The sequence below is a fragment of the Bradyrhizobium sp. A11 genome (genome assembly GCF_042077125.1).
Lineage (GTDB): Bacteria > Pseudomonadota > Alphaproteobacteria > Rhizobiales > Xanthobacteraceae > Bradyrhizobium > Bradyrhizobium japonicum_B.
In genome coordinates this window covers 2,640,415-2,662,785 of the sequence record NZ_CP149509.1, presented here as the reverse complement: position 1 = coordinate 2,662,785, position 22,371 = coordinate 2,640,415, and the positions used below count along the sequence as shown (strand labels likewise).

The window sequence follows — 22,371 nt, the reverse complement described above, 5'->3', positions numbered from 1 at the left end:
CTTACAGCGTCCTCATGCCGATCTTGCCGTCTTCGATCTCGATCAGGTAGACGTTCGGCTGGCTCTGCCCGCTTTCCTTGCCCTCGGGGCCGGACTTGCGGAACACGATGTCGCCGTTGAGCCCCTTCACCTTGATGTCCCACAGCGCGGCCTTGATAGCGGCCGGCTCTGCCTTGCCGGCCTTCTCGATCGCGGCGGCGGCGGTGCGGATGCCGTCATAGCCGCGGAAGCTTTCGGTGCAGCCGGCGAATTCGAAGCCACGCTTCTTCCATTCCGTGATGAAATAGTTGGTGGCCTCGGGGTTCGGCGTCTTGCCCGGGAACCAGGGCAGGAAGGTGGTCAGATGCATGGTGCCGTTGGCGGCAGCGCCGGCCTGGGCGATGATCTGGTCCGGATTCTGCGAGCCGCCGGTGGTGATGATGCGCTTCTTCAGGCCGAGCGCAGCCGCCTGCTTGAAGATCAATGTCAACTGGTCGACGGCGGTGGTGACGATGACAGTCTCGGAATCCGAGCTTTTGATCTTGGAGAGCTGCGCGCTCATGTCCTGCGCGCCCTGGTCCATGGTTTCGACCAGGCCGATGCCGATGCCCTTCTCCTTCATCATCTTGCCGAAGTCCTCGGCGGTGCCGCGGCCCCAATCATTGTTGATGACGAGGAAATCGACCTTCTTGAGCGCGAGCTTGTCGACGATGCCCTTGAATGCGGCGGCCTCGATCGACGAGGGCGGCGAGATCCGGAAGATGTAGGGATTGCCGGTCGTCGTGATCTTGCTGGATGACGAGGTCTCCACCACCATCGGGGTCTCGTATTCCATCAGCTTCGGCATCACCGCGAGCGTGAGGCTCGAACCCCAGGCGCCCATCAGCACGGGCACCTTGTCGCTGGTGATCAGCTTCTCGGCAACGGCGGCAGCCTCGGTCGGGTTGCTCTTGTTGTCCTCGATCACGAGCTCGATCTTCTTGCCGAGAATGCCGCCCTTGGCGTTGATCTCGTCCGCCGCGATCTTGGCGCCGTTGACGACGTAGGTACCGGACGCCGCGAACGCGCCGGTGAGCGGCTCGTTGACGCCGATCTTGATGGTCTGCGCCTGCGCCGCACTGCCGATCATGGCCGCGGCCAGCGCAATGGCCGGAACCAGTCCTGATGTTCGTGTCATGTCGTCTCTCCAAGATCTACGCTGTTGATGTTGAGTTCAGGCTTCGTCACGTCAGGTGTGCTTGCACACCGTCACCCCGCGCCGCTCCGGCGGCTGAAGACGCGGGCGATTCGCGCGCGCACGATGTCGGTGGCGATCAACCAGAAGCTGAGCTCCGAAGAACTCTCCTGCTTGGGCGGCACGCCGGACATGTGGCGATCCAGATTGGCGGCAAACTCCGCGACCAGGCGCCGGGCCAGATCGCGCACGAGGCCGGGACGGCCGACCTGCGCGAGCATGCCGGTCAAATTGTAGCCGATCGACAGCTCCACCGCGGTTGCCGCGCCGTCGTCGATCGGCACGAGGCGGTAGCGGATCTCGCCTTGCGTCGCAGAATGACTGCGCCGGTCGGCGCCGATGCCGACGATCCGCCCCGACAGCGTGGCGGGATCGCGCTCGACGCGCGCCGCCCCCTCAAACGCGGCCGCGATCGGGCCAAGCCTGATACGGATCACGCCTTCAGTACGCTCCGGTCTCGGCGGCGACGTCAGCGCGACGCCGGGCAGGCACGACGCAATGGCGGCGATGTCGTCGAACATCGCGAATACTTTTGCAGAGGCATGAGGGAGCGTGAAACGCTGTTCAAGCACGATGGCCGGGGTGAAATCGGGGATATCAGCGGCCGCGATGCTGCCGCGGGCAGATGACTTATCTTGCGGCGCTATCTGCAGCGCCTGCGGGTCGCGATCCACCGCGGCCCGCCCTGATCCCGCGGGGCCGAGACAGGTGCGTCCGCCACCGACCTGCGGTGCGATGCTGCGCGCCCGTCTCGCCGCGATCACGGACTGCACAGCGCGCACGATGCCGACATAGCCGGTGCAACGGCAGAGATTGCCGCTGAGGCCGATGCGGATCAGGCGCTCATCGGGCTCGGCGAGACGCAGCACCAGATCGCGCGCCGAGACCAGCATCCCCGGCGTGCAATAACCACATTGCAGGGCATGTTCGCGAGTGAAGGCAGCGCGCAGCTCGACCGTAACCTCGTCCTCGTCGAGGCCTTCGATCGTGGTGACGTCGGCGCCCTCGCATGCCACTGCATAGGTGATGCAGGACCGCGCCGGCACGCCGTCGATCAACACGGTGCAGGCGCCGCAGACGCCATGCTCGCAGCCGAGATGCGTTCCGGTCAGATCGAGCTTGTCGCGCACGAAATCCGCAAGGCTGGTGCGCGGCTCGGCCGCGATCTCGACCGCACGGGCGTTGACGCTGAGGGCGACCGTGCTCATGCGGTGGCCTCCAGCACGGCGCGTTTCAACACGCTGACATGGATATGGCGCTGGGCGGCGTCGTCGATGCCGGCCTGCACCAGCAGCCGGTCGGCGAAATTGGCATCGAAGCGCTGCTTGTAGTCGGCCGCGATCCGGCCGCCGAACAGCTCCGCTGCATCGGCCAGCACCAGCGGCGCCCTGTCGATGGCGCCGATGACGACGCGGCCGGAGGCAGAAGCGGGATCGATCAGCACCGCGCCGATCGCGTGGGCGAACTCGCCGGTCTTGCGGCAGCTCTTGGCATAGCCCCACTGCGCCATGATCGACCGCTGCGGCACGTGGATGGCTTCGACGATCTCGCCGGCCTGCAGTGCCGATTCCAGCGCGCCGACGACGAAGGCTTCGACAGCGAGCGTGCGCGAGCCGCGAAGGCTGCGCAGCGTCACCCGCGCGCCCAGCGCTGCCAACGCCGAGACCCAGTCGGCGGCGGGATCGGCGTGGCTGAGCGAGCCGCCGATGGTGCCGCGGTTGCGCACCGCGCGGTAGGCGATATTGGCGGCCACCGCGCGCATGGCGCCGCGCGTGACGTCCGCGGTGCGCCCGTCCTCGATATCGGCATGCGTAACCAGCGCGCCGAGCACGAGCTCGCTGCCGGATATCTCGGCGCGCTTGAGCTCGCCAAGGCCCGAGATGTCGACGATCAGCTCGGGTTGCACCAGGCGCAGATTGAGCATCGGACCGAGCGACTGTCCGCCGGCGATGATCTTTGCCGCCCCGCTGCCGGCCGCCAGCATCGACAATGCGGCCCCGAGGTCACGCGGACGCTCATAGCTGAAGGGCGCGGGCTTCATGCCGCGCTCCTGTCGGCCGCGCGCGCGGCCAGCATGGCCTCGACAATTCGGTGCGGCGTGATCGGCGACTGCATCAGCTCGACGCCGAGCGGGCGCAGCGCGTCATTGACGGCATTGGCGATTGCGGCCGGCGGCGCGATCGCCCCGCCCTCGCCGATGCCTTTCACGCCGAACTGGGTGTAGGGCGACGGCGTCTCCATATGATCGAGCCGCGCGGCCGGGACCTCGGTCGGGCCGGGCAGCAGATAATCGGCGAGCGTCGTCGCCAGCGGCTGGCCCGAAACGTCGAACGGCATCTCCTCGTAGAGCGCGGTGCCGATGCCTTGCGCCAGGCCGCCATAGATCTGCCCGTCGACAACGAGCGGATTGACCAGCACGCCACCGTCCTCGACGATCACATAGTCGAGGATTTCGACCTCGCCGAGATCTGGATCGACGGCGAGGACGACGGCATGCGCGGCATAGCTGAAGGTGCCGCTGTCGCGCACCGGCTTGTATCCTTGTGTGACTTCCAAACCGCCGGGATCGACGTCGGTCGGCAGATCCTGCGGGCGGCGATACCAGGTATGGGCGATCGTCTTGAGGTTGACGCTGCCGTTGACGCCACGCACCTCGCCATCCTGCAACACCACCGCGGCCGGATCGTGCTGCAGCAGCTTCGCGCCGATGCGCCGCGCGCGTTCGCCGAGCTCGCGGCAGGCCGCGGCCACCGCCCCGCCCGCCATCACCATCGAGCGGGAACCCCAGGTTCCGGTCGAATAGGGCGTCATCGCGGTGTCACCGAGGATGATGCGCACCTTGGCGACGTCAACGCCGAGAATCTCGTGCGCGACCTGGGCAAGCGTGGTCTCCATGCCCTGCCCGTGCGAATGCACCCCGACGCGCAGCTCGAGGCCGCCATCCGGCGTCAGGCGCGCGGACGCCTGCTCGTGTCCGGGCACCATCGGAATGCCCCAACCGGAATAGACCGAAGTGCCGTGCGCGGCCTGTTCGCAATAGATGGAGACGCCGACGCCGATGCGGCGGCCGTTGGCTTCGCCATTGCTTTGTCTGGCGCGGATCGATTCGATATCGATGGCGGCCAGCGCGCGGCGCATGGCTTGCGGATAATCGCCGCTGTCAAAATGCTTCCTGGTGATGTTGTCGAACGGCATCTGCTCGGGCTGCACCAGATTGCGCAGCCGCACCTCGGCGGGCTCGAGCCCTGCTTCCGCGGCGACGAGGTCGAGCATCAGTTCCAGCGCAAAGCAGACGCCGGTGCGTGCCACGCCCCGGTACGGCAGGATCGGACATTTGTTGGTGGCGACCGAGAAGGTGCGGCAGCGATAAGCCGGCATCCGGTAAGGCCCCGGCAGGATGCTGGCGACCTGCGCGGCTTCAAGGCAGGCCGAGAACGGATAGGAGGAATAGGCGCCGGAATCCACGGTCGCCTCGCAGTCGATTCCGCGCAGCGTGCCGTCGCGCTCGGCATAAACCGTGATCTTGTAATGGTGCTCGCGGCAATTGGAGCTGGCGACGAGATGCTCGCGGCGGTCCTCGGTCCAGCGCACGGGATGGCCGCGCAGCATCGTCAACCACGATAGGCACACTTCTTCCGGCAGCAGAATGCCCTTGTGGCCGAAGCCGCCGCCGACGTCGGGCGAGATGACGCGAATACGTCCCTCTTCCAGGCCGAGGCATTCGGACAGGCCGCTGCGGGTGATGTGCGGCATCTGGGCGGCCGAATGCAGCGTAAGCTGATCGAGCCTGCGGTCGAAGGTTGCGACCACGCCGCGCCCTTCGAGCGGCGACATGCATTGCCGCGCAGTCGAGATCTCGCGCGTCACCTTGATCGGCGCATCGAGCGCTGCGGAGATGTCGACCTCGAAATTGGTCTCGAGGAAGACGTTGTCGCCCCAATGCTCATGCACCAGCGCCGAGCCCGGCTGGCGCGCCTTCAGCATGTCGTAGACGGCCGGCAGTTCCTCCAGATCGAGCGTGACGGACGCCGCGATGTCCTCGGCCTCGGCCCGCGTCGGCGCCACGCACATCGCAACGAGCTCGCCGACCTGGCGCACCTTGCCGGTGGCAAGTACCGGCTGCTCGGAGATCTTGAAGCCGGGGAGGCCCGACACCGCGCGGATCGGCTTGATGCCGACGAGATCGGAAGCTGTGAATACGCTGCCGCGATAACGCTCAGGCACGTGGACGCCGCGGATCCTGGCATGGGCCAGCGGGCTGCGCACGAAGGCAACGTCCTGCAGGCCGGCCATCCTGATGTCCGCAACATATTGGCCGCGGCCGCGCATCAGGCGATCGTCCTCCTTGCGCGGAAGCCGTACGCCGACGCCCTGCCCGGACTTGCCTTCAGGAAACTCCCGCTCGCTACGCACGCCAATCCCCTCCTTCACCGTATCGCCTTACGCTGCGACGGCCTGGGGCAGGATGGGAGCGACCGCCTCGAAGCGCGTCCCGGCGCGCAGGCAGAACGCCGGCTGCAGCAGACGCTCGGCAATCACCTCGTTTTTCTCGTTGTCCTTGAGAACGAAGCGACCCGTCTTTTCCGCGAGCACCGAGACGTCGGCATCCAGGCCGACCTTGAGCGCGCCAATCTGGTCACTGCGACCGAGCATCTTCGCCGGATTGGAGGTGACCATCGGCACCACCTGCTCGAGCGACAGGCCGAGCGCCATCATCGAGCTCATCGCCTGGACCAGGCTGAACTTGGCCTGGCCCGCGAAAGGATGGTTCTCCTCGTCCTCGTGCTGGTCGGGCGTGCCTGCTGGCGCCGGCACATGGGTGTTGTAGCCGTGGATGTCGGCGCCCAGCGTGGTCGGCAGGATACCGGCGGCGATCGCCTTCTTCGCCAGCCGATAGGAGAAGTGGCTGCCGTGGCCGACATCGACCTTGAGACCACGATCGAGCGCGGCCTGGATCACCGGATGCACCTCACCCTCGCGGTTGACGAAGCCGCCGGGATGGCGCGTGAAGGGATGAGCAAGAATGTCGCCCTCGCGCAGCAGCGGGATCACCCGCGTGAGAATTGTGTCGGCATCCTCGCCGTTGGCGCCGCTCTCCGGCAGGCCCCAGAGCTGGCCGAAATGCACATAGACCGGCAGATGGGCACGCCGGCCGATCTCCGCCGCCATCTCGATGACGCGAATGCCCCAACGCGCGAAGCCGCCGATCTCGGCATGAGCCTTGATGCCGCGCACGAGATCGGGATTGGCCGTCGCCGCCTTGACGGTCGCATCGATGTCGACGCCATCGGGGCTGTAGAGCTGCGGATAATAATGGCCCTCCAATCCGCCGACGAGATAGGCGGATAAAAAGGCGTAGACGCGCGAGGCCGCGGGCTCTGCGATGAAATGGCGAAAGCCGGGCAGCGTCATGCAGGACGGCCCGCCCTGATCCACCAACGTCGTCACGCCGGACTGTACGCCGACCATGTCGGGATTCATGCCGAAACGGCCTGAGACATATTGATAGACATGCGCATGGGTGTCGATCAGCCCCGGCAGCACCAGCATGCCGCTGACGTCGACAATCTCCTTGGCGCTGGTCGGCAGGATGTCGGCCGCGACAGCCGCGATCTTGCCGTTGCGGATCGCGACGTCCTTGAGCCCATCGACGCCCGAGGCCGGGCAGATCACGCGCCCGCCGCGCAGCAGAAGGTCGAAGCTGGCAGTGACTGACATGGCTGTCTCCCTGATTACGTGGCGGCTGGCCAGCCGCCGAATTACGAAGCATGCTTCGCATTTGCAAAAGCAAGCCGCGTGCCATGATGCGGCGGTGGCGGATGCATTCGAATCGAGCTAAGCGCGAGAGGGGTTCCAGGTGGGAGAGCGTGCAGTGCGGCAAGCCCAGAAGCGTCGCAGCGGGAGCAGGCATCGGCCGTGGCCTTTGGCTGAGCGCCCCGGTTATCTGATCCGGCGGCTGCACCAGATTCACGTCGCGCTGTTTCAGGAAGCCTGCGGCGCGTTCGAGGTCACGCCGTTGCAATACAGCCTGCTCTCCGCGCTGGCCGCGCGAGAAACTGCCGATCAGACCACATTAGCGGCCGATATCGCGCTCGATCGGACCACGACGACCGGCGCATTGAAACGGCTCGCCGCACGGAACCTGGTCGAGCGCGCGGTCAACAAGGATGATCGCCGGGCGCGACTGTGCCGGCTGACGCCCGCCGGCGCCGCGCTGCTGGTCAAGATCGAAGGCGCCGCGCGACGGGCGCATCGCGCAACCCTCGGCGATCTCAGCGCGCGCGAGCAGGATATCTTCATCGAAATGATGCAGCGCATCGTGGCCGGCAACCCAAGCCGCAATGGTTCCGGCGCTCTATTCGACTAGACGCCACTGCCGCGCTTTTGAGTGCGGCTGCTTAATTTATCATCATACCGCTGCCCGGCCGTGCAGCGGTACGCTCATCCTGCCCCGGGCGCTGCCGCCAGGCATCACCGCTCTCGCGACGCAGTTGCGCACGCGCGGACAAAGTCCACCCGCGCTTGAAATCTCAGAAGCAATCCGACGCGGGCCGCGTGGCGCAGCCAACAAGGCGCACCCCTGCCCTGGGACCCGCCGCTGCCATGGCACGATCTATGCTGCGACGATACGAAGCGTGCTTCATATTGGGGGATGTCATGACGGATTCCGAACTTCGCGCCGATATTCACAGCATCGAGCCAATTCCCGAGGCGGATCGGGATTCGACCGGACCGCAGCAGATGTGGATCTGGGCCGGCGCCAACATCGCGCCGGTGAACTGGGCGCTCGGTGCGCTCGGCATCATCCTCAAGCTCGGCCTGATGGAGACGATCGCGGTGATCGTGCTCGGCAACATCGTCGGCTGCGCGATCTTCGCGACCTTCACGGTGATGGGGCACAAGACCGGCGTCAACCAGATGGTGCTGAGCCGCTCCGCCTTCGGCGTGCGCGGTGCCTACCTGCCGAGCATCCTGATGTTCCTGATGACGTTGGGCTGGATCGGCGTCAACACCTACTTCCCGGTGAAGATCTCGATCGGCATCCTCGGCCAGTTCGGCGTTCCCGACACCTGGCTGATCGAGATCCTCATCATCACGCTGGTGATGGCGGTGCAGGTGCTGATCGGTGTCTACGGCTTCTATGCGATCCGCACCTTTGAGAAATACACGGTGCCGCCGACCATCGCCATCATGGTGCTGATGAGCGTCCTGGCCTGGACGCGCCCCGGTGTCGTCAACTGGAACCTCACGACGTCCCTGCCGCCCGGCGCGCATCTAGCGATGCTGACGCTGCTGACGACCGCGATCGGCGTCGGCTGGGGTATCTCCTGGGTGACCTGGGCGTCGGACTATTCGCGCTTCGTGCCAAAGAGCGTGCCGTCGAAATCCGTGTTCTGGTACAGCTATGCCGGCATGCTGGTGCCCAGCGTCTGGCTCGCCACGCTCGGCGCGACCATCGCCTCGACGACGCTGGACACCGACCCCGCCAAGATGGTGAGCGCGGTGTTCGGCGGGCCGGTCAGCGTGCTGGTGCTGCTGATGGTGCTGCACGGGCCGATCGCGACCAACATCCTCAACGTCTACTCGGCCGCGCTCGCCGCGCTCAGCGCGGGCCTGAAGTTCTCGCGCTTCTGGCTCACCGTCATCGTCGGCATCGCCGGCTATCTGGTCACGCTGTATTTCATCTTCGCCCCGTCCTTTGCCAAGGCGTTTGACAATTGGATGATCAGCCTGCTGCTGTGGATGAGCCCGTGGGCGGGCGTCGTGCTCGCCGACTTCTTCATCAAGCGCAAGGGCAAGATCGAAGTTGCCGAGCTCTATCGTTCGCCGGAGACCAGCGCTTATGGCGACATCAACTGGGCCGGCATGATCGCCTTCTTCGCCGGCCTCGTGGCGGGATGGCTGGTGGAGGACGGCCTGGTCGGCGCGCTGCAGGGGCCGATCTCGACCAACCTGCTCGGCGGAGCCGATCTGAGCTGGCTGTTCGGCATCGGCGTTTCGGGCCTTGTCTATCTCGGGCTCGGCAAGCTGGTCGCCTCGCCGTCATCCATCGTCGCAAGCAGCGCCGGCAGGTAACGGCCCGTCATGGAGTACGTTCTGCGATCCACACCGGGGAACGTCCAGTGGGGGCTTTGGGACGGACGGTCGGCGCCGGTGCTCCGGATCGCATCCGGCGACCGCGTCACCATCGAGACTCTTTCGGGGGAGCCGGACGATCTTCCGGATCCCTCGCTCGGCTTCGACGTCGTCCCCGGCCACGCGGAGGTGCTGGCAAGCACGTTCCGCGGTCCGGGGCCGCATCTTCTCACCGGACCTGTTTACGTCGAGGGTGCCGAGCCCGGCGACGTGCTCGAAGTGCGCGTGCTCGACATCACGTTGCGCTGCAATTGGGGCTGGAATCTCCAGGTGCCCACGCTTGGCACCTTGCCGGAGGACTTTCCCGAGTTCCGGCGCATTCACATCCCGCTTGACCGCGCCCACAAAGTCGCGCGCCTGCCTTGGGGGCAGGAGCTGCCGCTTGCGCCCTTCTTCGGCAATTTCGGCGTCGCTCCGCCGGCCGGCTGGGGACGGCTGTCATCGAAGGAGCCGCGCGCCTTCGGCGGCAACATGGACAACAAGGAGCTCGGAGTTGGCAGCACGGTTTACTTCCCCGTGTTCGTGCCGGGCGCGCTGTTCTCGGCGGGCGATGGTCATGCGCTGCAGGGCGACGGCGAGGTCTGCCTGACTGCGATCGAGGCCGCGCTCACTGGGACATTCGAATTCCATATCCGACGCGATCTCCGCCTCGCCTCGCCACGCGCCGAAACGGCGTCCGACTGGATCACGATAGGGTTCGACGAAGATCTCGATGATGCAGCCAAAGCAGCGCTGCGCGACATGATCGCGCTGATCTGCGAGCAGAGCAGCCTCTCTGCGCAGGAAGCCTACACGCTCTGCTCGATCGCAGCCGACCTCCGGGTGACGCAGCTGGTCGACGGCAACAAGGGCATTCACTGCGTGCTGGCAAAATCCCGCATGCCGTGACCAAGTGGAGCATGCGAGCCCGCCCTCGCGGATGGGATTCACGTCAACCAGCTTATCCGCGATCGATTGAAGGCGCGCACGCATCAGCTTACAGCTGATCCTCGATAGCAGTCGCCCAGGAATTCCTGTCTCTGTAGGGATCGACGCCTCGGCTGGAGTGTCCGCTTTGCGCCAACAGCTGCCCTCCCCGCGAAGTCGCAGTTTGACCCGAAGCGGTCCTGACGCTTCCTTGTTGCACTCCTTGAAGACAACGGGCCAGCATCCCTGAAAGGGCGAAAGACGATAGGCGACCTAGCTGGTCGCGAGTTGCTCAGCGTACATTCCTTCGAGCCGGCGTTGTCATTCGCAAGCTGCCGACAAGTGGACGATGTAACCATTGCGATCAGCCGCTTACTATGCGCGGTAGGGATCATTGCCGAGGGACCGAGTACCGACGTGTTCGCGACAGTAAGCAGGGAGGCAAACTCTTCCGGACTAAGCGGTTGCGATGTTGAAGCCAAAAATTGAGTGTAGCGCCATCCGACAGCTTTGGCTGTTCAATTTTGTCACCTGAAGGGAGTGAAATGGTAGCAGGTAACCTTCTCGGTTGGACGTTGCTCTGCTCGACTATCGATTTCGCCTACAGACAGTATGGCTGGTCACGTGCTAGCGTTCAGTATCACCGCACGGTCCGTGGCCTCTATCGCTGACTGAGAGCTGAAATGTCCCCGCCTCTTCCGGATGGGAGACGGTGATGGAAAGCGGCAGCGGACCCTTGTTCAAGACTGAGCTGACAACCGTGGAGCGCTATAAACGCGCCGCACGTGAAGACATGGATGGCTCCGAAGTCCTCAAGTTGCTCAAAGATATTGAGGACGGGATCGGAAAACGCGGCCTTTGACTCTCGAGGCATCACAGCGTGCTTACCTGGAGAGTTCCAGTCACAAGGGGCGATGATGACGAAGCGGAACCGCAAACGACCGACGAACTCTCTTCATGATCGCATAGAAGAATTCGCGCGGCTGGCCAAAGAAGATGCCGAGAACCTGCCGGCGGGGCGCGAGCGCGATGCCGCCCTTCGAAGAGCGCGGCAGGCGCGTACCGGAGCTCAAATTGACGAGTGGGTCAATTCAACAGGTCTAAAACCTCCGAAGTGAACTCTGCGTTGAAGTGAGCAAAATAGACCATCCTCCAAAAGCGGCCCGATCGCCCTTGTCAGCAGTGCGGGATGTGTATGCAAAGCGCTTTCATTCCAATTCAAGCGGATCCGCCGCTTCCTTAAAGGCGTGGACGGCTGCCAGCTCTAAAGCTAGGGTTCGCGCTTGTTGAGATCCCAAATGCCCTACTTCACAACTGACCAAGACCGAGGCGAACGCATCACTAAAGTACTCGCCGACGTCTTTTGCGCGCTCTTGCCCCTGATTTATTCCATCGTCTGCAGCGAAAGATTGCCAAAAGTCGACTCGAGGCTCTCCGCGCCGTCCGAATGGAGTTAGCGTCAACAGCCAACGAAGCCCGAGCGCTCCGGCTGGACCAAACCCCAGACCAGAAAGCACGGATGCCACAATCTGCCGCCCCCCGGCGCACGTTCGCATGAAATCACCGAAGAAGCTTCGAAAGCCCAGGTACCAGTGATCACCTGCCTGAAGGCAGCGATCCGCCTTCTTTCAAGGCATGAAATTGCCGAACTGAGGACAGCGGTCACCATTGAGTGAACCTTCCGAAGCGTGGCCCGTTGATCCGCATCACCGGCCAAGGCTTTGTCCTGCAGGCGCCGTGACTGAGAGCCCCTAGCTCCCCCTGCCCGAAGTGGAGCGATCAATGGCCAGTCCATTTGGCGTCGAACACTACCCGATCGATCCTACTCTGCCCTCCGCCCCCGCCAGGAGCAAACAGGGTCGGTTTGTCGACTTGGCTCTCGGTTCAATCTTTTTCGCTACGATAGCCATCGCCACGTGCGGCTGGCTGTACGTGCTTTTCCTCCTTATCCAGACCACTGCAATCTGGCTTTGGGCGTAGCACTCCGTGTCAAGAGTGTGCCTAATCAGTGCTGGGCGTCGATCCTGATTGGCGCAGAGCCCCTTTCTTCTCGTCGCTGGCTAGCTGGCATCGTCGCGACTAGCCTGCTTTTGCGCTTTGGACAGCCCACATCGGCTGTGTCAGGACTTCGGCAGATATCGTTAGGGTGTTCTCGCCCCGATACTTGCGACGCCTGAGAGTACGGCCGCTCCCGGAGTGGTTGGAAGGCTTTCGATGATCACCGTCAAAGCGCAAAAGACGCGCGGCCAAATGCAAAACTCTGGGAAGGAGATCCTATGTTTCTGCTCGCCGATCCACTGCGCTTCTCAGCATTTCACGTCGTTGGACGTCGCTGTGATAGTCAAAGACGAACAGAACTAAGGCCGTCCCTAGTGGTCACCCTCCATGCAATCCCTGTCGCCTGTTGGCCCTCGCTCCTCTCACCACGGCCTGACCTCGACTTGCGGAATGCAGTCGAACCAAGGCGGAATATGGAGCGATGCCCGACATGTAAAGCTTTCCGCGCCTGACCAGACATATGTCCGGTGACGTACGTTTGTCTTGTATGCACACGTTCCGCCGTCCCGCCTGATAGACAATAGCGAGCAATCACAAGCCCGTCTTTGAGGTGGATTCGGATTTTGCCATAAGACCGGTACCGTACGGACAATTACACAAATTAGTTCCTATATAGAGTCCTTCCCGCGAGGACCGCCCTATCGGAGCGGCACCAACCACTCTGCGAGAAACGGCCCGACCGACCGGGCAGGATTTCGCTGTGCACCCCAGAAATTTGGGCCGTCCCTTGGACAACAAGCTGCTCGCCGCGCTGCCGCGCGATCAGTTTGACTTATTGGCGCCCTACATGATGGCTGTCGACTTAAAGCAAGGCGAAGTCTTGGTAGAGCCGGGGGATGAGTTCGATCACGTTTACTTCCCGCAGAGCGGGATGCTCTCACTACTTGCCGTGCTGCGGGATGGCAAAGCCATCGAAACGGCAACTGTCGGACGCGAGGGAGTGGTTGGCGCGATGGCTGGACTGGGACTCTATAAGTCTCTCGTTCGCGTCGTGGTGCAGCTTCCGCTGCTGGTAAGTAGAATACCCGCTTCGCGGTTCAGGAGCGCCGCCACCAAAAGTGATGCTGTCCGGAATATGTGCATCCAATATATGAAGTCTTGCTGTCTCAGGCGAGGATTACGGCGGCATGTAATGCGTTGCATATTGTCGAGGCTAGATTCTGCCGTTGGCTGCTACAATCTGCAGATCGCGCAGAAAGCAGCACGGTGGCGCTCACCCAAGAGTTTCTCGCCGAGATGCTTGGAGTGCGCCGAACATCCGTCACCGAGGTTGCCAGCAAGATACAAGCTTTGGGAGCCATCAATTATTCGCGCGGACAGATCACGATATTGAAGAGATCCACTTTGGAGGAAATGTCGTGTGAGTGTTATCAGACGCTTGTGGATCAGGCAGCTATCCTAACCTAACTCGCTATCACTTATGGTGTGCCAAAGTGGTGGCCAATTGAGCTTCGAGTTCGGAGAGGGCAGACGAGATTAGCAAGCTGTCTATAGTCATTCAGCAGGCAAGTAGGACCTTGGCTGGAGGACTGCCGTGATCAAGCGACTCGCGTGGCACACAAAAACGACATTGAGCGACTGAACGGAAGAGTCCCGGCAGTTCCAGGGAAGCGTCCGAAAAACAGCCTGTCGGCAGTGTGGCTCGAGAGTTGCTTTGCGACATGCACGGCAAGCAGAGACGGCTTCGCGCATCGATGATCGGCTCAATTCGGTGAGCCTCACCGAACGATGTGACGCCGTCCACTCGACGGGCCCTGAGGCCAACGTGAGCAGCAAGCGGGGCGTAAGTTCCTTAATTGTCTATGTCAGAGACCGGACATAGTTGATATAGTCTGCTTCATCATCGACCAGCCCTAGGCATTTATCGATGACTGAGAGCGCGTTTGCTCCCGCCTGAATTGCCAGCGGTGAGACATGTGCCACATTTGCAAAACCCTCGACGATCAAATCCGTCGCTACCGTCGTCTACAGGACCGCATCAACGACCGTCAGGTGGAAGAGGCTACGCTCCATATGGTAGCCGAGCTGGAGGCGAGAAAGGCCGCCCTTCACCCCGCAGACAAGTAGACGGTCTCAGTTGGCTGTTTCCCAGCTTCGACTGCCAAGCGGCTAGGGGCCATGAACGGGAGCGAATCGCAATGTCGGAACCTCGCTGTCCGTGTCGGGATACCGGCGGAGGCTTGTTGGTTTCCTCGCTCGCAGTTCCTTATGTCTGAGGCCCGACATATACGATAAGGTCTTGCAATCACCGTTCCCTGAATTGGCGACTACCGGTGACTGAGAGTGTTGTGCTCCCGCCTAACCGCAGGAATGCCACGTGTCTCCATCAGATCCCCGCTTCCCCGATGAGCCTCAGCGCTGCCCCAAATGCCAAGAGGCCCTTTACCTGGTCGGTATCACGACAGGTCCTAAAGGACTCAATGTACGATCATTCGAATGCGGCGGATGTAACCATGTCATCACAGTGTCGGCTGTCTTGTCTCGATGAAGCAGGATGGGCCAGCCGCGTCCGCGGCAGACGAGCGAGCATCCGACCAAGACGTTCGTCGGGATCTCGAAACAATGTCCACCAGCGAACTTCGACAATTGTTGTTTGAGGTTGAGCAAGTCATGCTTGTCAGAGGTTTGCGGCCAGACAGGTTCTTTTGAACTCAAGAGACTGCCTGGAAAGTGGGTAGTCCGAGGCGAGCGCCCACCTTTGCTCGTTGGCAGGCAATTAGCTGGCCGCGACATGACGTCAGCTCATGGCCTTTAAATGACCTTCACGGCGATGCACGCTGAGGACAAGCCCAAATGCTATGTCCGGATCGGACTTACCAAATATCCTTAGAGTGTCGCTCGCGAGCGGAAATATCGATGACTGAGAAGCACGTCGCTTCCATACCGATTGGGAGGCTTTCGATGATTTCCATCAAAGAGTGCAAAATATTCGCTGCCGAATACAAAACTCTGGGATGCGAACCTGATATTTCCGCTCGCCGATCCACTGTGCTTCTTAGCATTTCACGTAGTTGGATAGCGCTGGCACACCAGCTTGAAAACCTGACGATGATAGTCAAAGACGAAGAGAAGTAAGGCCGCCCCAGGCAGGCCAGGATGCAATCCCTGTCGCCTTTTGACCGTAAACGGACTCTGGATGTGCGGCCGGCGGTTCATGATCCGTCCTGCGTCACCCAATTGTTCTCATGCGGCTGAAATGTCCACTTCGATACTTAGAAACTTACCGCCGGCACGGTGAGTACTTTGAATTATTTCAGTAGCGATAAAATTCTCAGGGTCTAAGCGCGGGAAGACCAGCGTTGCAAGTGCGGCGCCCAGCCCGCGCCAAAGCACACGATGATGGACTCCATGCATGGCCTCACCGGTCGGGTTTTTGAATGCCAGTGCGGCGAACGCACTTGGACCGAGGACAAAGAGTAAGGCCGCCGCCTCAGTTGGCGGCCTCCTTCATGTTGTCGATGTGGTCCATGTCGCCTATTGGCCTTCGGAGACATGCGCGCCGAGCCGTATGTCCGCTTCGCGCCAATACCTGCCGGCGGGAGGCTGGAGCTTTGCAATTCCGCCCTTTTGTACGAACGGATGCGCGGCAATACTCGGCTCGTACGCCCACCGTAGATTACGTCCCTCGATCCGCGATAAGCGATATCACTACTTTGATCAGGGGCCTCGATATGAAAGGAAGGAGAACCACTCATCTACACTACGCTAAACTCCGCGATGCCAACCGACAGCACTACTCCCACTCGATCGTCCCCGGCGGCTTGCTCGTCACGTCGTACACCACCCGGTTCACGCCCTTCACCTCGTTGATGATGCGCGTCGCCGTTTCGCCCAAGAACTTCATGTCGAACTGGTAGAAGTCCGCGGTCATGCCGTCGGTGGAAGTGACGGCGCGCAGGCCCACGACGTAGTCGTAGGTGCGGCCGTCGCCCATGACGCCGACCGTCTTGACCGGGAGCAGCACCGCGAAGGCCTGCCAGATCTCGTCGTAGAGGCCGTGCTTGCGGATCTGATCGATGTAGACGGCATCGGCCTTGCGCAGGATGTCGAGCTTGTCGCGGGTGATCTCGCCGGGGCAGCGGATGGCAAGGCCCGGGCCCGGGAACGGGTGGCGGCCGACGAAGATTTCGGGCAGGCCGAGCTCGCGCCCGAGCTTGCGCACCTCGTCCTTGAACAGCTCGCGCAGGGGCTCGACGAGCTTCATGTTCATGCGTTCAGGCAGACCGCCGACATTGTGGTGCGACTTGATGGTGACGGAGGGGCCGCCGGTGAAGGAGACGCTCTCGATCACATCAGGGTAGAGCGTGCCTTGCGCCAGGAAATCGGCGCCGCCGATCTTCTTGGCCTCCTGCTCGAACACCTCGATGAAGAGACGGCCGATGGTCTTGCGCTTGGTTTCGGGATCGGTGACGCCCTCCAGCTCGCCCAGGAACTGCTTGGAGGCATCCACGTGCACGAGCGGGATGTTGTAATGGTGGCGGAACAGGTCGACCACGGTCTTGGCTTCGTCGAGACGCAGAAGGCCGTGATCGACGAAGACGCAGGTGAGCTGGTCGCCGATCGCCTCGTGGATCAAGACGGCAGCGACGGCGGAATCGACGCCGCCGGAAAGGCCGCAGATCACCCTGCCCTTGCCGACCTGCTGGCGGATCTTCGCGATCTCCTCCTCGCGGAAGGCGCGCATGGTCCAGTCGCCGGTGAGGCCGGCGATCTTGCGGACGAAGTTGCGGATCAGCTTTGCGCCGTCGGGCGTGTGCACCACTTCGGGGTGGAACATCAGGCCGTAATATTTGCGCGTCTCGTCCTGGATGATCGCGAACGGCGCGTTCGGCGAGGTGCCGGCGACGGAGAAGCCCGGCGGCATCTTTGTGATGCGGTCGCCATGGCTCATCCAGACCTGGTTCTTGCCGCCGGGTGACCAGACGTCCTCGAACAGCTTGCTCGGCGCTTTCACCTCGACATCGGCGCGGCCGAACTCGCGGTGATGGCCGCCCTCGACCTCGCCCCCTAACTGCGCCGCCATGGTCATCTGGCCGTAGCAGATGCCCATCACGGGCACGCCGGACTCGAAGATCCGTTGCGGGGCGCGGGGCGAGCCGGCCTCGTGCACCGATTCAGGGCCGCCGGAGAGGATCACCGCCTTCGGCTTCATCTCGTCGAAGGCGGCTTCGGCCTTGTTGAACGGGACGATCTCGCAATAGACGCCGTCCTCGCGCACGCGGCGCGCGATCAGCTGCGTCACCTGGCTGCCGAAGTCGACGATGAGAATCTTGTCATGCGCCGAGGCCACGGAGGGCGTCGACGCGGAGCGGTCGTTCTGTGCTGCTGTCATGGCCAGCAAATACGCTGGCGCCGCGCGCGCCGCAACCGCAGCGGCGGGACGCCCACATGCTTCTTTGGGCATGGACAAACTGATCTAGGTCAGTATTATTGACCTATTATGCTCCACTCTCAAACCGGGGCGATCAGGGAGAACGCCATGTCTTCAAAGCACATGTCTTCACAGCAGATGTCTTCGCGGCATCAGCCCTCAACCCTGGCCGCGCTCGGCCGGAGCTGGGTCGAGGCCTGGAACGCGCGCGATCTCGAGCGCGTGCTCGCGCTCTACGACGAGGCCGCCGTCATGACCTCGGACCGCATCCCGATGCTCGGATTCGACGCCAGCGGCACGGTGCGCGGCAAGGATGCCTTGCGGGCCTATTGGGGCAAGGCGCTCGGGCTGGTGCCGCAGCTGCATTTTTCGCTGATCGATCTGTTCGTCAGTCCCGACAGCGTGGTGGTGTTCTACGCGAACGAGCGCGGCAAGAAGATCTGCGAGTATCTGCGCGTGAATGAGGCCGGGCTGATCGTGCAGGGCTCGGCGAACCATCTGGTGGGGTAACGGATCTCCGCACCTGATTGTGACAGTATGACGAAGGCGGCGCCGCTCGCCGCACGCAGCCCTGCGAGCATCCGATCGCCTCGACTTGATGCGAGGCTCCTGATAATCTCTACCATTGATTGAATTTTATTTTTCATCCCTGGGAGATTTTCATGAAGCTCGCATCCTTCAACGTGGAAAATCTTTTCATGCGCGCGCGGGCGCTCAGCGGCCCCGGCTTCTCGGAGGAAGGCAAGACCATCCTGAAGGCGCAGGCCGACATCAACGCCATCCTCGGCAAGGACAAGTACACAGCGAACGACAAGAAGAAGATCGTCGAGCTGCTGGAAGTGCTCGGCCTCAAGAAGTCCGACGAGAACAAATACGCGATCCTGCGCCAGAATCGCGGCCATCTCGTCAAGCGGCCGCAAAGCGGACCGATCCAGGTCGTTGCAGACGGACGGGGCGACTGGATCGGGTGGGTCGATCTGACGGTGGAGCAGGTCAACGAAGAGGCGACACGCAACACCGCGCGGGTCATGAAGGAGATCGATGCGGACGTGCTCGGCGTGGTGGAAGCGGAGAGCCGGCCCGCCCTCGTCCGGTTCTGCAAGGACGTGATGCCCTCCGTCGAGGCAACGCCCTACGACCACATCATGCTGATCGACGGCAATGACGATCGCGGCATCGATGTCGGGCTCATGACCAGGAAGAAATTCGAGATCGTCTCGATCGCGAGCCACGTCGATGACGAAGACGAGGATGGCCTCATCTTCAGCCGGGATTGCGCGCAGTTCGAGGTCCAGACGGCGGCGGGAAATTCGCTCGTCGTCCTCGCCAATCACTTCAAGAGCAAGGGATTCGGCTCCCAGGCGACGTCGAACGCCAAGCGCAAGCGTCAGGCCGCACGCACCGCGACCATCTATCGCCAGCTCCGCCAACAGCACGATTTCATCGCGGTGATCGGCGACTTCAACGACACGCCGGACAGCGATCCGCTCAGCCCGCTGTTTCATCAAACCGGGCTGAAGGACATCAGCGAGCTCGACGGGTTCGATGATGGCGGCCGACCCGGCACGTTCAAGAACGGCACCGCGTCGAACAAGATCGACTACGTCCTGCTGTCACCGGCCCTGTTCGACAAGGCGACGGCCGGCGGCATCTTCCGCCTGGGCGTCTGGGGCGGCAAGAACGGCGACCTCTTCCCTCATTTTCCGACAATTACAAGAGAAGTCGAGGCCGCCTCCGACCATGCCGCAATCTGGGCCGAGCTCAATATCTAGCAGCCCGCCCGTCGGCGCCGGCCGTCTCCGGCGCCGCCGATGACTTGCGACGGTCGCGTTTGCAGCTATGAGGGAGACCGCACAACCGCATTGACCGGATTCTCCCCATGAAACTCCCCACCTCCCCCTTCACCGTCACCGACTGGAGCAAGGTCGAGGCAACCACGCATCCTGGTGAGACGGGAGAGGCCAAGTGGCGCACGCTCAATATCGGCGAGCTCCGGGTGCGAATGGTGGAATATTCGCCGGGTTACCTGGCCGACCATTGGTGCGACCGCGGCCACGTGCTCTACGTGCTGAAGGGCGAGCTCGACTCCGAGCTGCGCGACGGGCGCACCTTCAAGCTGACGGCGGGGATGAGCTACCAGGTCTCGGATTTCGGCGACGCCGCGCACCGGTCCTCGACTGCAACCGGAGCGACGCTCTTCATCGTGGACTGAGTTGCGGCGAGCGGTTAATTTGCACCGCAAAATAGCAAAGTCCTGCGACGTTCCGAGCCACGGGTGGTGCCTTGAACTGGCCCCAAATTCTCGCTATATTGTGATCATCGATACTTGGCCGAACGACTGGGCCGCTTCGCCTCGTTGCTAACGGGCGCGCACGCTTCAGATGACTTCTCCAAACATCGACTGAACAGGGCTATGGGCGCAATGCTGCGTTCCGGTCCACGTGCGTACTCTCTCTAACTAACTAAAGGAAATTCCCATGGCTATGGGCACCGTGAAGTGGTTCAACACCCAAAAGGGTTATGGTTTCATTCAGCCGGACGACGGCCAGAAGGACGTGTTCGTGCACATCAGCGCCGTCGAGCGCGCTGGCCTTTCCTCCCTCAACGAGGGTCAGAAGGTCTCGTTCGACATCGTCGCCGACCGCCGCAGCGGCAAGTCGTCGGCTGACAATCTCCGCGTCGGCTAACGCCCGCGCAACGTTCTGACCGCGGACGTACCGGCAGAACGCCAGAGTTAAAAGGCCCCGCGACCGGGATGCGGTTCGCGGGGCTTTTGTTTGGGAGCGCCATGGGCGGTGTCGCAGGGTGGGCAAAGGCGGGCACTTCGCGCCGTGCCCGCCACCTTTCAACAATGGGCAAGCGCGTGGGCACGCTTCGCTTTGCCCACCCTACAAGAGCTACGTCTTTTTCAGCAGCGCCACGAAAAACCCGTCCGTGCCGGTACGGCGCGGCGTCATCAGCCAGCCTTCGTCCGAGCGTCGTGCGGCTTGCGCGAAATCGTCCGCCTTGTCCCAGAGCACGCTTGCGGTCTGCTCGGGCGGCACGACCGCGAACTCGCCATGGCGCGCGACGAACGCCCTCACCTGCTCGCCGTTCTCTTCCGCCAGCACCGAGCAGGTGATGTAGGCGATGCGGCCGCCCGGCTTTACAAGCGGAACCGCCCGCGCCAGCACCTCGGCCTGGTCGCGCAGGCGAATCTCCAGCGCGCCGGGGCGCATGCGCCATTTCGCATCGGGGTTGCGGCGCCAGGTTCCGGTTCCCGTGCAGGGCGCATCGATCACGACCAGATCAGCCGAGGCACGGATGTCGGCCAGCGGATCGGCCTCGCCCTTGGGCGTGCGCACATCGGCATTGTGCACGCCGGCGCGCGACAGCCGCTCGTGGATCGGCGCGAGCTGGCGCTTGTCGCGGTCGGTCGCGATCAGCCGGCCCTTGCCCTGCATCAGCGCGGCGAGCGCCAGCGTCTTGCCGCCGGCGCCGGCGCAGAGGTCGATCACCTGCTCGCCGGGCTTTGCCGCGGTGAATAGCGCCGCCAGCTGCGATCCCTCATCCTGCACTTCAACGGCGCCCTTGATGAAATCCTCTTCCGCCTGGATGCCGGGGTTGCGCGCATCGGCCGAAAGCTCGATGCGCAAGCCGGTTGCGGACCACGGCGTCGGTTTCGCATGAAGATGAGCAAGATTGCGCAGCACCTTGTCGCGATTGGATTTTAGCGTGTTGACGCGCAGGTCGAGCGGGGCCCGGCTGGCCATCGCGGCCGCCTCCGCCGCACGGTTCTCGCCGAACACCTTTGCAAGGTGCGGATCCAGCCATTCGGGATAGTCGCCGGCGATCGCGGCCGGCGCACCCTCGAGCGACCGCGAGGCGAGCGCAGCCTGCTCGGCCTCGGTCAACGGCGCCGGGGCGAAGCGGCTGCCGTCGAACAAGGCGCCCATCGTCGCCGCGTCCATGCCGCGCTCGAGCCGGAGCATGCCGATCAGCCGCGCGCGCGCGGTATCGGAATCCATCAGATACGCGCTTGAGGCGTAGCGGCGCAGCACGTCCCAGACCAGGCCGGCGATGGCGGCGCGGTCGCCGGAACCGGCGAAGCGGTGCGCGGTGCCCCACTCCTTCAGCGCCTTGGCCGCGGGCACGCGGTCCTTCTCGATGGTCTCGATCAGTTCGATGGCTGCGGACAGCCGGGCAGCGGGGGTCATTCTCGATCTTTCAGATCAGCATGGACGGGCGCGGGCGCCTAGATCAGCAACAAGAGCTTCAGCGCGAAGTAGATCCACATCGCCAGCAGCACCAGCACGCCGGCGAGCCAGACCGTGGAGCGCCGGCCGAGATCGTTCGAGGAGACGAAGACCCCGGCATGGGCAAAGCGCGTCACCACGAACACCCAGGACATCAGCACGATGAAGAGATCGGCGCGGCGCAACGGTAAGGCCAGCGCGATCAGGACGTAGAACAGCACCGGCAGCTCGAACTGGTTGCGGTAGCAATTGGCGATCTGGGTGGCGCCCTTGGGCCAGTTCGGCTCGCCGAGCGCAATGTCGCGGATCCTGGTCTCGCCCGAGACCAGCGTCCTGCGGCGCGCAACGACCATACCGATCAGCAGGGCGAAGGTGAGCCCGATCTGGACGAAGACCGGCAGCAAGACCATTTGAACGGACATCGGAACTTTCCCGGAAGGCGAAACGGCGCG

General features: G+C 63.0%; 19 protein-coding genes and 1 pseudogene. 12 read left to right on the top strand and 8 right to left on the bottom strand.

Annotated features, from left to right (window positions below; genetic code table 11):
• Position 1: 1 nt before the first annotated feature.
• From WI560_RS12220 to WI560_RS12200, 5 genes are all read right to left on the bottom strand, one after another.
• Positions 2 to 1,156: an ABC transporter substrate-binding protein gene (locus tag WI560_RS12220; RefSeq protein WP_375308201.1), complete on the bottom strand. Its 1,155-nt coding sequence runs from the start codon at positions 1,154 to 1,156 to the stop codon at positions 2 to 4.
• Between the two features lie 71 nt (positions 1,157 to 1,227).
• Positions 1,228 to 2,421 carry a 2Fe-2S iron-sulfur cluster-binding protein gene (locus WI560_RS12215; protein ID WP_375308200.1) on the bottom strand — a complete coding sequence of 398 codons (1,194 nt, stop codon included), beginning with the start codon at positions 2,419 to 2,421 and terminating at the stop codon, positions 1,228 to 1,230.
• A complete protein-coding gene (locus tag WI560_RS12210) occupies positions 2,418 to 3,254 on the bottom strand; it encodes an FAD binding domain-containing protein (RefSeq protein ID WP_375308199.1) in 837 nt (278 codons plus the stop codon). The genes WI560_RS12215 and WI560_RS12210 overlap by 4 nt, the downstream gene beginning before the upstream one ends.
• The gene (locus WI560_RS12205; protein ID WP_375308198.1) at positions 3,251 to 5,644 is read right to left on the bottom strand and encodes a xanthine dehydrogenase family protein molybdopterin-binding subunit; all 2,394 of its coding nucleotides are present in this window, start codon (positions 5,642 to 5,644) and stop codon (positions 3,251 to 3,253) included. The genes WI560_RS12210 and WI560_RS12205 overlap by 4 nt, the downstream gene beginning before the upstream one ends.
• A gap of 9 nt (positions 5,645 to 5,653) precedes the next feature.
• A complete protein-coding gene (locus tag WI560_RS12200; protein WP_375308197.1) occupies positions 5,654 to 6,931 on the bottom strand; it encodes an amidohydrolase/deacetylase family metallohydrolase in 1,278 nt (425 codons plus the stop codon).
• A gap of 154 nt (positions 6,932 to 7,085) precedes the next feature.
• On the opposite strand from WI560_RS12200, the gene WI560_RS12195 reads away from it, so the two are divergent.
• The 8 genes and pseudogenes from WI560_RS12195 to WI560_RS12160 all read left to right on the top strand — a co-directional run bounded on the left by WI560_RS12195 (position 7,086) and on the right by WI560_RS12160 (position 15,388).
• Positions 7,086 to 7,580 carry a MarR family winged helix-turn-helix transcriptional regulator gene (locus WI560_RS12195; RefSeq protein ID WP_375308196.1) on the top strand — a complete coding sequence of 165 codons (495 nt, stop codon included), beginning with the start codon at positions 7,086 to 7,088 and terminating at the stop codon, positions 7,578 to 7,580.
• Positions 7,581 to 7,870: 290 nt separating this feature from the next.
• Positions 7,871 to 9,289, top strand: a complete 1,419-nt coding sequence (locus WI560_RS12190; RefSeq protein WP_375308195.1) for a cytosine permease — start codon at positions 7,871 to 7,873, stop codon at positions 9,287 to 9,289.
• A gap of 9 nt (positions 9,290 to 9,298) precedes the next feature.
• Complete coding sequence (locus tag WI560_RS12185; protein ID WP_375308194.1) at positions 9,299 to 10,237, top strand: acetamidase/formamidase family protein; 939 nt, start codon at positions 9,299 to 9,301, stop codon at positions 10,235 to 10,237.
• A 733-nt stretch (positions 10,238 to 10,970) separates the two neighbouring features.
• The gene (locus tag WI560_RS12180) at positions 10,971 to 11,117 is read left to right on the top strand and encodes a hypothetical protein (RefSeq protein WP_375308193.1); all 147 of its coding nucleotides are present in this window, start codon (positions 10,971 to 10,973) and stop codon (positions 11,115 to 11,117) included.
• A 52-nt stretch (positions 11,118 to 11,169) separates the two neighbouring features.
• Positions 11,170 to 11,373 (top strand): hypothetical protein, encoded by a 204-nt coding sequence (locus WI560_RS12175; RefSeq protein ID WP_375308192.1) that lies wholly within the window; start codon positions 11,170 to 11,172, stop codon positions 11,371 to 11,373.
• Between the two features lie 1,727 nt (positions 11,374 to 13,100).
• Positions 13,101 to 13,301: pseudogene (locus WI560_RS12170) on the top strand (cyclic nucleotide-binding domain-containing protein); the annotation flags it as partial.
• A gap of 89 nt (positions 13,302 to 13,390) precedes the next feature.
• Complete coding sequence (locus tag WI560_RS12165; protein ID WP_375308825.1) at positions 13,391 to 13,720, top strand: Crp/Fnr family transcriptional regulator; 330 nt, start codon at positions 13,391 to 13,393, stop codon at positions 13,718 to 13,720.
• A gap of 1,449 nt (positions 13,721 to 15,169) precedes the next feature.
• Positions 15,170 to 15,388, top strand: coding sequence for a hypothetical protein (locus WI560_RS12160; protein WP_211419474.1), 219 nt, complete (start codon positions 15,170 to 15,172; stop codon positions 15,386 to 15,388).
• 658 nt (positions 15,389 to 16,046) lie between these two features.
• Here WI560_RS12160 and guaA read toward each other — a convergent pair.
• A complete protein-coding gene (gene guaA, locus WI560_RS12155) occupies positions 16,047 to 17,645 on the bottom strand; it encodes a glutamine-hydrolyzing GMP synthase (RefSeq protein WP_375308191.1) in 1,599 nt (532 codons plus the stop codon).
• Between the two features lie 177 nt (positions 17,646 to 17,822).
• Between guaA and WI560_RS12150 the strand changes: the two genes are divergently transcribed.
• The 4 genes from WI560_RS12150 (at position 17,823) to WI560_RS12135 (ending at position 20,371) form a co-directional block, all read left to right on the top strand.
• Positions 17,823 to 18,194, top strand: coding sequence for a nuclear transport factor 2 family protein (locus tag WI560_RS12150; RefSeq protein WP_375308824.1), 372 nt, complete (start codon positions 17,823 to 17,825; stop codon positions 18,192 to 18,194).
• Positions 18,195 to 18,346: 152 nt separating this feature from the next.
• Positions 18,347 to 19,456 (top strand): endonuclease/exonuclease/phosphatase family protein, encoded by a 1,110-nt coding sequence (locus tag WI560_RS12145; RefSeq protein WP_375308190.1) that lies wholly within the window; start codon positions 18,347 to 18,349, stop codon positions 19,454 to 19,456.
• 107 nt (positions 19,457 to 19,563) lie between these two features.
• Positions 19,564 to 19,896: a DHCW motif cupin fold protein gene (locus tag WI560_RS12140; protein WP_375308189.1), complete on the top strand. Its 333-nt coding sequence runs from the start codon at positions 19,564 to 19,566 to the stop codon at positions 19,894 to 19,896.
• 265 nt (positions 19,897 to 20,161) lie between these two features.
• Positions 20,162 to 20,371, top strand: coding sequence for a cold-shock protein (locus WI560_RS12135; RefSeq protein ID WP_008141931.1), 210 nt, complete (start codon positions 20,162 to 20,164; stop codon positions 20,369 to 20,371).
• A 210-nt stretch (positions 20,372 to 20,581) separates the two neighbouring features.
• Here WI560_RS12135 and WI560_RS12130 read toward each other — a convergent pair whose 3' ends face one another.
• Both WI560_RS12130 and WI560_RS12125 read right to left on the bottom strand, forming a co-directional pair.
• Positions 20,582 to 21,880, bottom strand: a complete 1,299-nt coding sequence (locus tag WI560_RS12130) for an RsmB/NOP family class I SAM-dependent RNA methyltransferase (RefSeq protein WP_375308188.1) — start codon at positions 21,878 to 21,880, stop codon at positions 20,582 to 20,584.
• A gap of 38 nt (positions 21,881 to 21,918) precedes the next feature.
• Positions 21,919 to 22,341: an MAPEG family protein gene (locus tag WI560_RS12125; protein WP_257177887.1), complete on the bottom strand. Its 423-nt coding sequence runs from the start codon at positions 22,339 to 22,341 to the stop codon at positions 21,919 to 21,921.
• Positions 22,342 to 22,371: the final 30 nt, after the last annotated feature.

Excerpts from the sequence above, each read along its gene's own strand:
- WI560_RS12220 (WP_375308201.1), bottom strand. The coding sequence starts at position 1,156 with ATGACACGAACATCAGGACTGGTTCCGGCCATTGCGCTGGCCGCGGCC.
- WI560_RS12215 (WP_375308200.1), bottom strand. The coding sequence starts at position 2,421 with ATGAGCACGGTCGCCCTCAGCGTCAACGCCCGTGCGGTCGAGATCGCG.
- WI560_RS12210 (WP_375308199.1), bottom strand. The coding sequence starts at position 3,254 with ATGAAGCCCGCGCCCTTCAGCTATGAGCGTCCGCGTGACCTCGGGGCC.
- WI560_RS12200 (WP_375308197.1), bottom strand. The coding sequence starts at position 6,931 with ATGTCAGTCACTGCCAGCTTCGACCTTCTGCTGCGCGGCGGGCGCGTG.
- WI560_RS12190 (WP_375308195.1), top strand. The coding sequence starts at position 7,871 with ATGACGGATTCCGAACTTCGCGCCGATATTCACAGCATCGAGCCAATT.
- WI560_RS12185 (WP_375308194.1), top strand. The coding sequence starts at position 9,299 with ATGGAGTACGTTCTGCGATCCACACCGGGGAACGTCCAGTGGGGGCTT.
- WI560_RS12180 (WP_375308193.1), top strand. The coding sequence starts at position 10,971 with ATGGAAAGCGGCAGCGGACCCTTGTTCAAGACTGAGCTGACAACCGTG.
- WI560_RS12175 (WP_375308192.1), top strand. The coding sequence starts at position 11,170 with ATGATGACGAAGCGGAACCGCAAACGACCGACGAACTCTCTTCATGAT.
- WI560_RS12160 (WP_211419474.1), top strand. The coding sequence starts at position 15,170 with ATGACTGAGAAGCACGTCGCTTCCATACCGATTGGGAGGCTTTCGATG.
- guaA (WP_375308191.1), bottom strand. The coding sequence starts at position 17,645 with ATGACAGCAGCACAGAACGACCGCTCCGCGTCGACGCCCTCCGTGGCC.
- WI560_RS12150 (WP_375308824.1), top strand. The coding sequence starts at position 17,823 with ATGTCTTCGCGGCATCAGCCCTCAACCCTGGCCGCGCTCGGCCGGAGC.
- WI560_RS12145 (WP_375308190.1), top strand. The coding sequence starts at position 18,347 with ATGAAGCTCGCATCCTTCAACGTGGAAAATCTTTTCATGCGCGCGCGG.
- WI560_RS12140 (WP_375308189.1), top strand. The coding sequence starts at position 19,564 with ATGAAACTCCCCACCTCCCCCTTCACCGTCACCGACTGGAGCAAGGTC.
- WI560_RS12135 (WP_008141931.1), top strand. The coding sequence starts at position 20,162 with ATGGCTATGGGCACCGTGAAGTGGTTCAACACCCAAAAGGGTTATGGT.
- WI560_RS12130 (WP_375308188.1), bottom strand. The coding sequence starts at position 21,880 with ATGACCCCCGCTGCCCGGCTGTCCGCAGCCATCGAACTGATCGAGACC.
- WI560_RS12125 (WP_257177887.1), bottom strand. The coding sequence starts at position 22,341 with ATGTCCGTTCAAATGGTCTTGCTGCCGGTCTTCGTCCAGATCGGGCTC.